10 protein-coding genes are annotated in these 13,179 nt (G+C 72.5%); 2 read left to right on the top strand and 8 right to left on the bottom strand.

Features of this window, described 5'->3' with window-relative positions; genetic code table 11:
* Window positions 1–79: 79 nt before the first annotated feature.
* Window positions 80–1,246: a PucR family transcriptional regulator gene (locus ACH414_RS09735; RefSeq protein WP_398941406.1), complete on the top strand. Its 1,167-nt coding sequence runs from the start codon at window positions 80–82 to the stop codon at window positions 1,244–1,246.
* Window positions 1,247–1,290: 44 nt separating this feature from the next.
* On the opposite strand, the gene ACH414_RS09730 is transcribed toward ACH414_RS09735, so the two are convergent.
* Together ACH414_RS09730 and ACH414_RS09725 are read right to left on the bottom strand one after the other, a co-directional pair.
* Window positions 1,291–2,451, bottom strand: a complete 1,161-nt coding sequence (locus ACH414_RS09730; RefSeq protein ID WP_398941405.1) for a hypothetical protein — start codon at window positions 2,449–2,451, stop codon at window positions 1,291–1,293.
* Window positions 2,448–3,374: a hypothetical protein gene (locus ACH414_RS09725; RefSeq protein WP_382538255.1), complete on the bottom strand. Its 927-nt coding sequence runs from the start codon at window positions 3,372–3,374 to the stop codon at window positions 2,448–2,450. Before ACH414_RS09725 ends, ACH414_RS09730 begins: the two co-directional genes overlap by 4 nt.
* Between ACH414_RS09725 and ACH414_RS09720 the strand changes: the two genes are divergently transcribed.
* The gene (locus ACH414_RS09720) at window positions 3,364–3,771 is read left to right on the top strand and encodes a hypothetical protein (protein ID WP_398941403.1); all 408 of its coding nucleotides are present in this window, start codon (window positions 3,364–3,366) and stop codon (window positions 3,769–3,771) included. The genes ACH414_RS09725 and ACH414_RS09720 overlap by 11 nt on opposite strands.
* 54 nt (window positions 3,772–3,825) lie before the next feature.
* Here ACH414_RS09720 and ACH414_RS09715 read toward each other — a convergent pair whose 3' ends face one another.
* The 6 genes from ACH414_RS09715 to ACH414_RS09690 all read right to left on the bottom strand — a co-directional run bounded on the left by ACH414_RS09715 (window position 3,826) and on the right by ACH414_RS09690 (window position 12,829).
* On the bottom strand, window positions 3,826–4,404 hold the full coding sequence (locus ACH414_RS09715; RefSeq protein WP_398941400.1) for a TetR/AcrR family transcriptional regulator: 579 nt from the start codon (window positions 4,402–4,404) through the stop codon (window positions 3,826–3,828).
* A gap of 82 nt (window positions 4,405–4,486) precedes the next feature.
* The gene (gene serA / locus ACH414_RS09710) at window positions 4,487–6,076 is read right to left on the bottom strand and encodes a phosphoglycerate dehydrogenase (protein WP_382538246.1); all 1,590 of its coding nucleotides are present in this window, start codon (window positions 6,074–6,076) and stop codon (window positions 4,487–4,489) included.
* Between the two features lie 236 nt (window positions 6,077–6,312).
* On the bottom strand, window positions 6,313–7,314 hold the full coding sequence (gene ilvC / locus ACH414_RS09705) for a ketol-acid reductoisomerase (protein WP_382538242.1): 1,002 nt from the start codon (window positions 7,312–7,314) through the stop codon (window positions 6,313–6,315).
* A 128-nt stretch (window positions 7,315–7,442) separates the two neighbouring features.
* Window positions 7,443–7,970, bottom strand: coding sequence for an acetolactate synthase small subunit (ilvN, locus tag ACH414_RS09700; protein ID WP_128978596.1), 528 nt, complete (start codon window positions 7,968–7,970; stop codon window positions 7,443–7,445).
* A 27-nt stretch (window positions 7,971–7,997) separates the two neighbouring features.
* On the bottom strand, window positions 7,998–9,851 hold the full coding sequence (locus ACH414_RS09695; protein ID WP_398941397.1) for an acetolactate synthase large subunit: 1,854 nt from the start codon (window positions 9,849–9,851) through the stop codon (window positions 7,998–8,000).
* Between the two features lie 215 nt (window positions 9,852–10,066).
* On the bottom strand, window positions 10,067–12,829 hold the full coding sequence (locus tag ACH414_RS09690) for a putative bifunctional diguanylate cyclase/phosphodiesterase (protein WP_398941513.1): 2,763 nt from the start codon (window positions 12,827–12,829) through the stop codon (window positions 10,067–10,069).
* Between the last annotated feature and the right edge of the window lie 350 nt (window positions 12,830–13,179).

The raw sequence follows: 13,179 nt of genomic DNA, 5'->3' as shown, positions 1-13,179 counted from the left end.
TCTACAGCTGTCACGCATCCGTGGCCGCGCTCTCAGACATCTGTCTGAAGTCTCCCGGCGGCGGTGCGAGAATGGCGCCGTGAAGGGCGATTACCAGGAGCTGGTGGACGAGATCTCGGTGCTGCTCGGCGCCCCCGCGACCCTGGAGAACCGGGATTTCGGGCTGATCGCCTTCGGCGCGCACGACAGTGACGACGACGAGGCGATGGACCCGGTCCGCACCCGGTCGATCCTGACCAGGAAGTCCACCCCCGCCGTGCGGGCCTGGTTCGAGGGCTTCGGCATCACCCGGGCGACCGGCCCGGTCCGCATCCCGGCCGCCCCCGACGCGGGCGTCTTCCGGGACCGGATCTGTCTGCCGGTACGCCATCGGGGCGTGGTCCTCGGCTATGTCTGGCTCCTCGACGCCGAGCCGGGCCCCTCCCACGCGCAGCTCACCGCCGCCATGGAGGTCGCCGCCCGGATCGGCGACCTACTCGCCGACGAGGAGCGGGCCGGCGCCGACCTCTCCCGGGAGCTGCGGGCCGCCCTGTCGGCGGAACGCGGCTGGCAGTACGACATGGCGCTCGCCGCGCTGCGCACGGCCCTCGGCCCGGACGCGGACGGACTGCACGCCCTGGTCTGCCTCGCCCCCTGGTCCGAGGAGGACTCCCCCTCCCCGCGCACCGTTCCCGGCGCCGCGGCCCTGTGCACGGTGCCGTGGTGGCCGACGGCCCCCCAGACCGGCGCCACGGGCACCGCCCCGCGCGCGCTCGCCGCCCTGGTACGGCTCCGCTCGGCCGACAACCTCTCCCCCGCGCACGCCGCCGCCGGCCGGCTGCGCGACGCGGCGGGCCCGGCGGCCGTCGCCGGGGTCGGCACCCCCCGCCGGGGCCTCGCGGACCTGGACGCCTCCTGGCACGAGGCCGGCTCGGCCGCCCGCGCCGCGACCGCACAGCCCCACCTCGGCCCGCTCGCGGAGTGGTCCGCCATCGGCCCGTACCGGCTCCTGACCGCCCTGCCCGCCGCCGAGCCCGACCCGGCGGTCCGCGCCCTGCTCGCCCCGGCCCACGCCGAACTGGCGCGCACCGCCGAGGTGTTCCTCGACCACGCGGGCCAGGCGGGCCGCACGGCGACCGCCCTCGGCATCCACCGCCAGACCCTCTACTACCGCCTCTCCCGCGTCGAACAGCTCACCGGCCTGGACCTGGACGCGGGCGAGGACCGGCTGCTGCTGCACATGGCGCTGAAGGCGGCGAAGCTGTAGCGGCGGGCGACCGGCGCCACCGCTCGGTCAGCGCCACTGCCCGGTCAGCGCCACTCCAGGAAGAGGGTCTTCGCGTTCGCCGCCCCGGACTCCAGCCGCACGGACGGCGCCCCCGGTGCCGTACCGGCCACCCGGAAGCCGCGGAAACCCTCGTAGGGATCGCCCGGCGGGTGCTCGACGACGAGGAAGCGGCCGCCGTCGGGAGAGACGACCAGACCCTCGTCGCCCCCGGCGCCGGAGGCCGGCAGAACGGGACCGGGGTCGGCGTCCCGCACGGCGCCCACGGTCCGGAATCCGCCCGTGCGGGTGCGGCACAGCACGCCGTCCGGCCCGACCCAGCCGACCGCGTGCAGGCAGCCCGCCAGCCGCCGGGCGCCCCCGGCGGCAGCCCCGGTCAGCACCCCGGAGGCCCCCGGGACGTCGAGGACGACCGCGCCGAGCCCGTCCGTCCACGCCGTCATCCGGCCGCCGTCCGGGGACACGTGCACCATCTCCGCCTGGACGCCGCGGGCCGGCCGGCCCACGACGACGAGCGGCAGGTCGGCGTCGGCGGCCGGCCCCTCGTCCCTGAGGGCGGCGGTGCCGGAGACCGCGCGGCTGCCGATCCGGTGGCGCCCGTCGGCGGTCTCGTACGTGAACCAGACGCGGCTCCCGTCGGGCGCGAAGACGGCGTTCTGCTCCCGGACGCCGGGCCCGGGGTGCCCGTCCCGCGCGGTGAGGTCGGTGAGCCCCTTCTCGTCGACGAAGCCGACGTGCGTGCCGTTGCCGCCGGGGGTGCGCAGGACCACGGCCATCCGGGTGAAGTCCCGGTCGAACACGGCCCGCACCCGGGGGACGACGCGCTCCAGGGCGTCGGAGGGATAGACGGCCTCGTCCGGGTTCTCCCGGCACAGGTCGAACAGCGGCGTCGGCACCGCCTCCCGCCCCGGCTCCTGCCAGAAGGCGACGGGCGCGGGCACGTCGAAGGTCCGCGAGGCTCCCGGCTTCCCGGTGTCCGGGTCCCACGCCTGGACCTGGACGGCGACGAACCTGCCGCCCTTCAGGCACTCCGCCGACACCACCCGGTCGCGCCCCCAGGGGCCGGCCGCGGGACGGGGGGTCGGCGTGGCGGACTCCGGAGGAGGCCCGCTGGGGCGGGTGCACCCCGCCAGGGCGAGCAGAGCGACGGCGGCCCCCAGGGCCACCCTGACGCGTGGCGGCGTCATCCGCGCGTCTCCCGCCATTCGCGGCACGTGTCCTCCTCGGGCCGGACGTGGCACGGCACCCACTGCTGCCCGTCGGGCTTGGAGGCGTCCATGTACCAGAGCTGCTCGGGCCGGGACGGCGCCGCCTCGGCGGAGAACGGCTTCGTGCCGTCCTTGAGCGTCAGCGAGCCGAAGTGCTGGTACGCGTCACGGTACTTGGCCTTGATCTCCCAGGTGCAGGACCTCCCCTGGGTGACCGCCTCGACGCGGAGCCCGCCGGGCGACGCCCCGTCGCCCAGGGCGATTCTCCGCGGGCCGAAGTACGGCTGCCCCTGGTGGCTGCCCTCGTCGGTGATGATCGGAACGGCGCCCGGCCTGGCGAGGTCGAACAGCACCCCTTCGTAGTCGGCGCCGCCCTGGGGCGGGAAGACCACGACGGTCCGGGCCGTCGGCGCGTGGCAGGAGAGGTTCACGACCTCCATCCAGGTGATCGTCAGCGGGGCCTTGCGCTTGCTGAACAGGTCCATGTGCAGGACGGTCGCGTCCCGCCCGAAGTACGCCTGGGCGAGATCCGAACGCCCTTCGAAGGCGGCCGGGTACCGCAGGGTGCGCCCGCCGAGCGAGGTCAGGAAGTCGCGGGCGTCCTCGGGGTGGACGGTGGCGGCGAGCCTGCGCTGTTCCGCCGGTGTCAGGGGGCGGTCGAGGACGATCTTCCAGGCGGCGGGAGGGGTGCCGTCGTAGTCGACGCCGGCGGTGAACGGCGTCTCCTCCATGTCCAGGGCGTCCTCGGTCTCCTGGCCGGATCTCGTCACGACCGGCTCGGTCGCCAGCTGCCAGACCAGAACGCCCACCGCCCCGGCCACGGCGAGACCGACGCCGACGGCCACGCGCAGCGCGATCGCCTTCCACCGCCCGGCCGACGAGAGGTGCAGCGTGTTGGGCACGAAGGACTCGGCGACCAGGGCCCCGACGGACGGCGCGGCCGACGACGCCGGCGAGGCGGGCGCGGCCGGGGACTCGGCCGTGGCGGCGGACTCCCCCGTCGGCGGCACGGGCGAGGCGGACTCCCCGGGCTCCGGCGCGGGCGAGGCGGCGGACTCCCCCGCCGGCGGCGCGGCCGTGGCGGCGGACTCCCCCATCGGCGGCACAGGCGAGGCGGCGGACTCCCCGGGCTCCGGCGCGGGCGAGGCGGCGGACTCCCCCGTCGGCGGCAAGGGCGTCACCTGGTCCGGCGGGTCCGGCGCGGGCGCGGGACCGGGCGTCGGGGCCGGGTCCTGCGGTGTCTCCTGCGGCGGTCTCGCCGGCATGGCGAACCCCTCTCTGTGCGGCGTGTCCGGGTGAGGAGCGAGAACACCCCACCCTAGACAACCGCCTTGCCGCCGGGCGAGGTTGACCTCAGCCAGCGTCGCCCATGAGGACCTTCAGCCCCTCGGTGAGGTCGTCCGCGCTCGGGGCCGTCTCCGGGTCGACCACCCACTGGATCATCACCCCGGTCGCGAGGGCCTGGAGGAGCAGCCCGGCGACGCGGGCCTTCTCGGGGTCCGCCTCGGGATCGAGGCCGAGCATGCCCTCGGCCATGCCGAGCCGGCCTTCCCGCTGCGGCTCCTTGATGGCCTCGCGGAGCTTCTCGTCGTCGTCGAGCCGGGTGACGACCTCGGTCTGCAGCTTCCAGACCGGACGACTGCCCTCGGCCGCGCCGATCAGGCGCTCCCAGACGGCGCGGAAGCGCTCGTACGGCTCGGCGGGCAGCTTCCCGGTGCCGTCGGCGTCCGCCCCGCCGACCCGCTCGCCCCACTCCTCGGTGAGGGCGAGGAAGGCCTGCTGGAGCAGGGCGTCCTTGGAGCCGTAGTGGTAGCCGATGGAGGCGAGGTTGGTGCCCGAGGCCGCCACGACGTCACGCGCCGTGGTCCGGGCGTAGCCCTTCTCCAGGAGGCAGCGCTTGGCGCCTGCGAGCAGGTCTTCCTTGTGTCCCATGACAGCACTGTACCCGGCCGCTAGACGCCTGTGTAAGACGGACGTCTATCAGCCGGGTACGGGGTGCGCGTACGCGCCTGCGTCAGACCAGGTTGACCGAGCGGGCCGAGGTCGCGCCGATCTCCTCGGAGATCTCGGCGATCACGTTCGCCGGCACCGTGTCGTCGACGGTGAGCACGACCAGCGCCTCGCCGCCCTCCTCGGTGCGGGAGACCTGCATGCCCGCGATGTTCAGACCGGCCTCGCCGAGGATCCGGCCGACCGTGCCGACGATGCCCGGGCGGTCCTCGTAGCGCAGCACCACCATGTGGTCGGCGAGCGCCAGGTCCACGTCGTAGTCGCCGACCGCGACGATCTTCTGCAGGTGCTTCGGGCCCGCCAGCGTGCCGGAGACCGCGACCTCCTGGCCGTCCGAGAGCGTGCCGCGCACGGTGACCACGTTGCGGTGGTCGGGCGACTCGGAGCTCGTGGTGAGCCGGACCTCGACACCGCGCTCCTGCGCGAACAGCGGGGCGTTCACGTACGACACGGTCTCGTCGACCACGTCCTCGAACACGCCCTTGAGCGCGGAGAGTTCGAGCACCTTCACGTCGTGCTGGGTGATCTCGCCGTACACCTCGACGTCGAGCCGCACCGCGACCTCGCCGGCCAGCGCCGTGAAGATCCGGCCGAGCTTCTCGGCGAGCGGCAGACCGGGCTTCACGTCCTCGGCGATGACACCGCCCTGGACGTTGACCGCGTCCGGGACCAGCTCGCCCGCGAGCGCCAGGCGCACCGAACGCGCCACCGCGATACCGGCCTTCTCCTGGGCCTCGTCGGTGGAGGCGCCCAGGTGCGGGGTGCAGACGACCTCGTCGAGCTCGAAGAGCGGGGAGTCCGTGCAGGGCTCCTTCGCGTACACGTCGAGGCCCGCGCCGGCGACCCGGCCCTCCTTCAGCGCCGAGTAGAGCGCCGCCTCGTCCACGATCCCGCCGCGCGCGGCGTTGACGATCCGGACCGAGGGCTTGACCTTGTGCAGCGCCTCGTCACCGATGAGACCGAGGGTCTCGGGCGTCTTGGGCAGGTGGACGGTGATGAAGTCGGCGACCTCCAGGAGCTCGTCCAGGGCCAGCAGCTTCACCCCCATCTGGGCGGCGCGGGCCGGCTGCACATAGGGGTCGTACGCGACGATCTTCATGCCGAACGCGGACATGCGCTGGGCGACCAGGACACCGATGCGGCCGAGGCCGACGACGCCGAGGGTCTTCTCGCTCAGCTCGACGCCCGTGTACTTCGAGCGCTTCCACTCGCCGTTCTTCAGGGCGGTGTTGGCCTGCGGGATGTTGCGCGCGGTGGCGACCAGGAGGCCGCAGGCGAGCTCGGCGGCGGTGACGATGTTGGAGGTCGGGGCGTTCACGACCATCACGCCGGCCTTGGTGGCGGCGGAGACGTCCACGTTGTCCAGGCCCACGCCGGCGCGGGCGACGACCCGGAGCTTCTTGGCGGCGGCGATGGCCTCCGCGTCGACCTTGGTCGCGGAACGGATCAGGATGGCGTCGACATCGGCGATCGCGGGGATCAGCTCGGCGCGGTCCGCGCCGTTGCAGTGCCGGATCTCGAAGTCCGGGCCCAGTGCGTCGACGGTGGCGGGCGACAGCTCTTCAGCGATGAGTACGACAGGTTTCGAGCTCACGTGAGTCCTCACAGATCCAGTGCGGACGGCCGTCCCGACGGCCGCAGGCGTGGAGGGGGCTTGCCGCGTGAAAGCGCACGACGCTGTGGGCCTGACGCGTATGTTGTTGAGCAGTGTAGTGGTGCGTCGGCGCAGCTCATACGCCTCGTTGGAAGGATCACCCGTCCGTGGTTGGACGGGGTGTCCAACGATGCGGCACGGGGCCGGACACCCTGTCCGGCCCCGTGCCGAGGGGCTTACGCCTCCTCGTCGTTCACCCAGCTCATGAGCTTGCGCAGCTCCTTGCCGGTGGTCTCCAGGAGGTGCTTCTCGTCCTGGGTCTTGTACTCGTTGTACTTCTTCAGACCGCCGTGGTACTCGTCCATCCAGTTCTTGGCGAAGGTGCCGTCCTGGATGTCGGTGAGGACCTTCTTCATCTCGGCCTTGGTGTCGGCGGTGATGATCCGCGGGCCGGTGATGTAGTCGCCCCACTCGGCGGTCTCGGAGACGGACCAGCGCATCTTCTCCAGGCCGCCCTCGTACATGAGGTCGACGATCAGCTTCAGCTCGTGGAGGCACTCGAAGTAGGCGATCTCCGGCTGGTAGCCGGCCTCGACCAGGGTCTCGAAGCCCGCCTTGACGAGCGCGGAGGCGCCACCGCAGAGGACGGCCTGCTCGCCGAAGAGGTCGGTCTCGGTCTCCTCGGTGAAGGTCGTCTTGATGACGCCGGCGCGGGTGCCGCCGATGGCCTTGGCGTAGGAGAGCGCCAGCGCGAAGGCGTTGCCCGTCGCGTCCTGCTCGACCGCGGCGATCGCGGGGACGCCGCGGCCCTCCTCGTACTGACGGCGGACCAGGTGGCCCGGGCCCTTGGGGGCGACCAGGGCGACGTCGACGTTGGCCGGGGGCTTGATGAACCCGAAGCGGACGTTGAAGCCGTGGGCGAAGAACAGCGCGTCGCCGTCCTTGAGGTTGTCCTTGATGGACTCCTCGTAGACCTTGGCCTGGATCGGGTCCGGGATCAGGATCATGATGACGTCGGCCTCGGCCGCGGCCTCGGCCGGGGTGACCACGCGCAGGCCTTGCTCCTCGGCCTTGGCCTTGGACTTGGAGCCCTCGTGCAGACCGACACGCACGTCGACACCCGAGTCACGGAGCGACAGCGCGTGGGCGTGGCCCTGGCTGCCGTACCCGATCACGGCGACCTTGCGGCCCTGGATGATGGACAGGTCGGCGTCGGCGTCGTAGAACAGCTCGGCCACTGGGTATCTCCTTGAGGTGCTGGTGTTGCGTCCCACCGTACGGCGGGGTGCGACGGATAAGTTTTCGGGTCTCGCCAGGCGGACCGCCGGATGGACCGGCGGTCAGCGCCCGTTGACGGTCGGGAGTGTCACGCGCTGCGGTCGAGGGCCCGCAGGGACCGGTCCGTGATGGACCGGGCGCCACGCCCTATGGCGATGGTGCCGGACTGCACCAGCTCCTTGATGCCGAACTGCTCCAGCATCTTGAGCATCGCTTCGAGCTTGTCACTCGAACCGGTGGCCTCGATGGTGACCGCCTCGGGCGAGACGTCCACGGTCTTCGCGCGGAACAGCTGGACGATCTCGACGATCTGGGAGCGGGTCTCGTTGTCGGCGCGGACCTTCACCAGGACGAGCTCGCGCTGGATCGCGGCGCTGGGCTCGAGTTCGACAATCTTCAGGACGTTGACCAGCTTGTTGAGCTGCTTGGTCACCTGCTCCAGCGGCAGGTCCTCGACACTGACCACGATGGTGATGCGGGAGATGTCGGGGTGTTCGGTGACACCGACGGCGAGCGAGTCGATGTTGAAGCCGCGGCGGGAGAACAGGGCGGCGATCCGGGCCAGGATGCCGGGCGTGTTCTCGACCAGGACGGAGAGCGTGTGCTTGGTGGACATGGTGTGGGTCTCCTGTAGCTCTTCGTCTCAGTCGTCTTCGCCGTCGCCGAAGTCGGGGCGGACGCCCCGGGCGGCCATGACCTCGTCGTTGGAGGTGCCGGCGGCGACCATCGGCCAGACCTGGGCGTCCTCGTGGACGATGAAGTCGATCACGACCGGGCGGTCGTTGATGGCGTTGGCCTGCTCGATGACCCTGTCCAGGTCGGCAGGGTCCTCGCAGCGCAGTGCGACACAGCCCATGGCCTCGGAGAGCTTGACGAAGTCCGGGATGCGGGTGCCCCGCGCCTCCGGGTTGACGTCGTCCGGGCCGGAGTGCAGCACGGTGTTGGAGTAGCGCTGGTTGTAGAACAGCGTCTGCCACTGGCGGACCATGCCGAGGGCGCCGTTGTTGATGATGGCGACCTTGATCGGGATGTTGTTCAGCGCGCAGGTGACCAGTTCCTGGTTGGTCATCTGGAAGCAGCCGTCGCCGTCGATCGCCCAGACCGTGCGCTCCGGCCGGCCGGCCTTGGCGCCCATCGCGGCGGGGACCGCGTAGCCCATCGTCCCGGCGCCGCCGGAGTTGAGCCAGGTCGCCGGCTTCTCGTAGTTGATGAAGTGGGCGGCCCACATCTGGTGCTGGCCGACGCCGGCCGCGTAGATGGTGTCGGCGGGGGCGAGCTCGCCGATCCGCTGGATGACCTGCTGCGGCGAGAGGCTGCCGTCCTCCGGCAGGTCGTAGCCGAGCGGGTAGGTCTCGCGCCAGCGGTTGAGGTCGCTCCACCAGGCGGTGTAGTCGCCCTTGTGGCCCTCGCTGTGCTCGGCCTGGACTGCCTGGACCAGGTCGGCGATGACCTCGCGGGCGTCGCCGACGATCGGGACGTCGGCGGTGCGGTTCTTGCCGATCTCGGCCGGGTCGATGTCGGCGTGGACGATCTTGGCGTACGGGGCGAAGCTGTCCAGCTTGCCGGTGACGCGGTCGTCGAAGCGGGCTCCGAGGGCGACGATCAGGTCGGCCTTCTGCAGCGCGGTGACGGCGGTGACCGCACCGTGCATGCCCGGCATTCCCACGTGCAGCGGGTGGCTGTCGGGGAACGCGCCCAGGGCCATCAGGGTGGTGGTGACCGGGGCGCCGGTGAGCTCGGCGAGGACCTTCAGCTCGGCGGTGGCGCCGGCCTTCAGGACGCCGCCGCCGACGTACAGGACCGGACGCTTGGCGCCGGTGATCAGCTTGGCGGCCTCGCGGATCTGCTTGGCGTGCGGCTTGGTGACCGGGCGGTAGCCCGGCAGGTCCGTGGCGGGCGGCCAGCTGAAGGTGGTCTTCGCCTGGAGGGCGTCCTTCGAGATGTCGACCAGGACCGGGCCGGGACGGCCGGTGGACGCGATGTGGAAGGCCTCGGCGATCGTCCGCGGGATGTCCTCGGCCTTGGTCACCAGGAAGTTGTGCTTGGTGATCGGCATCGTGATGCCGCAGATGTCCGCCTCCTGGAAGGCGTCCGTGCCGATCGCCTTGGAGGACACCTGGCCGGTGATCGCGACCAGCGGGACGGAGTCCATGTGCGCGTCGGCGATCGGCGTGACCAGGTTGGTGGCACCGGGACCCGAGGTCGCCATGCAGACGCCCACCTTGCCGGTGGCCTGCGCGTAGCCGGTCGCGGCGTGGCCGGCGCCCTGCTCGTGGCGGACCAGGACGTGGCGCACTCGCTTCGAGTCCATCATCGGGTCGTACGCCGGCAGGATCGCTCCGCCCGGAATGCCGAAGATCGTGTCGGCGCCCACTTCCTCGAGAGAGCGGATGAGGGACTGCGCACCCGTGACGTGCTCGACGGTGGTGGCGGGCTGCGCGCCGCTACGGGGCCGCGGCTGCGGATGGTGCCCGGTGGCCTGCTCGGTCATCAGCATTCTCTTCTCGAAGCAGAGGGTTTTTGCGAGGGTTTGGTACGACTTCGGGGGGATCCGGTGCAACAAAAAACCCCTCGTGCCGGGAGGCAAGCGAGGGGAGCGCGTCGGGAGCGTTTTAGGCGGCCTTCTCTTGGCCTGCCTCAGCCGACGCGCTTTCCAAGTACGAGAATTCGGGTGCGCATGGCACTGACCCTCCCCCCGACGCGCATTCACTGTCAAGTGGGTGGGACGGGCGTCTCACTATTTGAGCGGAACGGGGGACGGTTTCCGACGCTCACCGAGACGGCTCCGGGCAGCGGGTACTCGTCCCGCACCAGGGCCCGGCGCAGCCGGTACTCGTCGAGCGGGCCGGAGAAGGCCATGCCCTGACCATGGGTGCAGCCCATGGAGCGCAGGGCGAGCACCTGCTCGGGCACGTCCACCCCGTCGGCCACGGACTGCATGCCGAGATCGCCGGCGATCCGCAGCAGACCGCTGGTGATCTTGCGCAGTCTGGCCGATTCCACCACTCCCTCGACCAGGCCCCGGTCCAGCTTCAGTATGTCGACGGGCAGCCGGCGCAGCGCGGTGATGGCGGCGTGTCCGCTGCCGAATCCGTCCAGGGCGATCTTCACCCCGAGGCGGCGCAGCGCGGCGAGCCGCTGCTCCAGCTCCTCGAAGGAGACCCGGGGGTCCCGGGGGTCGCTTTCGGCCAGCTCGATGATCAGGGAGCCGGAGGGCAGGCCGTGCCGGGTCAGCAGGGACTCGACGGAGCCGAGCGGCAGGGAGCGGTCGAGCAGCAGGCGCGCGGAGAGCCGGATGGTGACCGGGGTGCGGTGGCCGATGCCGGCCCGCTCGGCGGCCTGCTCGACGGCCTCCTCCAGGAGCCAGCGCCCGAGCTCGGCGATCCGCTCGCTGTCGTCGGAGACCCGCAGGAACTCGGCCGGCGTGAACAGGATGCCCTGGGCGGAACGCCAGCGGGCCTGGGCGGCTACGGCGGCGATCCGGCCGGTGCTCAGGTCCACCACGGGCTGGTGCAGCAGGGCGAACTCGCCGTCGTGCAGGGCGGTGCGCAGTCGGGCGGCGAGCTCGGTGCGGCGGACGACCTCGGCCTGCATCTGCGGGGCGTAGAGCTCGACGCGGTCCTTGCCGCCGGCCTTGGCCCGGTACATGGCGAGGTCGGCGTTGCGCAGCAGGTCCCCGGCGCTGATGCCGGGCTCGGCGAAGGCGACGCCGATGGAGGCGGCGACCCGGACCTCGTTGGCGCCGTCGACGCGGTACGGCTGGGAGAGCGTCACGCGCAGCCGGTCGGCGATCTCGTGCACCTGGCACTCGCGGGCGGCCCGGTCCCGGTTGCCGTCGCCGAGGATGAGCGCGGCGAACTCGTCCCCGCCGAGCCGGGCGGCGGTGTCCCCGGCCCGTACGGAGTCCTGGAGGCGGCGGGCGGCCTGGATGAGCAGCTCGTCGCCCGCCTGGTGCCCGAGGCGGTCGTTGACGCCCTTGAAGCCGTCGAGGTCGATGAAGAGCACGGCGGTGCCGGGGTCGGAGGAACGGCGGCCGCTGAGGGCGTTCCTGACCCGCTCGGTGAACAGGGCCCGGTTGGGCAGGTCGGTGAGCGGGTCGTGCTCGGCGTTGTGCCGGAGCTGGGCCTGGAGCCGGACGCGCTCGGTGACGTCCCGGCTGTTGAAGATCAGGCCGCCCTGGTGCCGGTTGACCGTGGACTCCACGTTGAGCCAGTCGCCCCGGCCGGAGCGGAAGCGGCACTCGATCCGGGTGGTGGGCTCCTCGGAGGGCGACGCGGCGAGGAAGCGGCGCACCTCGTGGACGACGCCGCCCAGGTCCTCGGGGTGGATGAGGGAGGCCAGCTCGGAGCCGATCAGGTCCTCCGCCTCGCGGCCGTAGACCCCGGAGGCGGCCGGGCTGACGTAGCGGAGTATGCCGGTGGGCGCGGCGATCATGATGACGTCGCTCGAACCCTGCACGAGGGACCGGAAGTGGTTCTCCTTCTGGGCCAGTTCGTGGGTGAGGGCGATGTTGTCGAGCAGCATGATGCCCTGCCGCAGGACCAGGGCGAGCACGACCGTGCAGCCAGTGAAGACGACCACGCGATCCACTCTGCGTCCCTCGACGACGTTGTACAGGATGCCGAGGGTGCAGACCGCGGCGGCGAGATACGGGGTGAGGGCGGCGAGCGACCCGGCGAGGGGGCGGCTGTGCGGATGCCTGGCCCGTGTGGCGGCCGCCGGGTCGGCGGTGCGGCGCGCTCCCCAGGGCGCGTAGGCGAGCAGCAGGGAGCCGGCGAACCAGCCCGCGTCGAGCAGCTGGCCGGAGCTGTAGTGCTCGCGCAGCAGCGGCGAGGTGAACAGGGCGTCGCACAGCACGGTGAGCGCCAGGGCCGCGATGGCGGTGTTGACCGCCGAGCGGTTGGCGTGGGAGCGGCGGAAGTGGAGCGCCAGGACCATGCTGACGAGGACGATGTCGAGCAGCGGATACGCCAGGGAGAGCGCGGCACGGGCCACGCTCTCGCCCTCGGCCGTCTCGACGCGCGCGGTGTGCGCGAGGGCGAGGCTCCAGGACAGGGTGAGCAGGGAGCCGCCGATGAGCCAGGCGTCGAGTGCGAGGCAGATCCAGCCGGCCCGGGTCACGGGTTTCTTGGCGAGGACGAGCAGACCGACGATGGCGGGCGGGGCGAAGAGCAGGAAGCAGAGGTCGGCCAGCGAGGGGGTGGGCACCTCGCGGTCGAGCACGACCTCGTACCACCCCCAGACGCCGTTGCCGACGGAGGCCATGAAGGAGGAGAAGGCGAAGAGCAGCCAGGCGGGGCGGAAGCTGCCGAGGTGGCGCCGGGCGTAGAGGAAGCAGGAGACGGCGGCGGCGAGCGCGGCGGCGCTCAGCCCGAAGTCGCCCATGACGAGCGCGAGTTCCTCGGAGCCCCAGCCGAGGGCGGCGCCGGTCGCGTACCCCCCGGAGATCAGGCCGAGCCCGATCTGGGCGAGCACTCCCCCGGCCCCGGGTCCCGGGCGCCCCGGACCGGGGGCGGGCAGGCCGGGGCCGGGCCGCACCCCGGCCGTGTCCCGCACGGGGCGGGGCCGGACGAGCGCCCCGGGGGTGCTCACCGGATCCTCCGGGCTCTCGCCCGGGTGCGCGTGGGCGTGGGGGCCGGCGAGGGCGTCGGCCGCGCCGTCCGGACGCGGCACGGCGTGCCCGCAGGAACCCCCGGCGCTCGCGTCGGGGTGCGGGGCGGCACCGTCGCCGTCGCCGTCCACTGCCGGGCGCTTCGGGGCCGCGGGAGCCGCGGGCCCTTCGGCGTCCGCCGACGCGGGCCGGCCGCTCCGTGGCGCGACCGGTG

The organism is Streptomyces sp. NPDC020422 (assembly GCF_044386705.1).
Lineage (GTDB): Bacteria > Actinomycetota > Actinomycetes > Streptomycetales > Streptomycetaceae > Streptomyces.
This window is presented reverse-complemented; position numbering and strand designations above follow the sequence as displayed.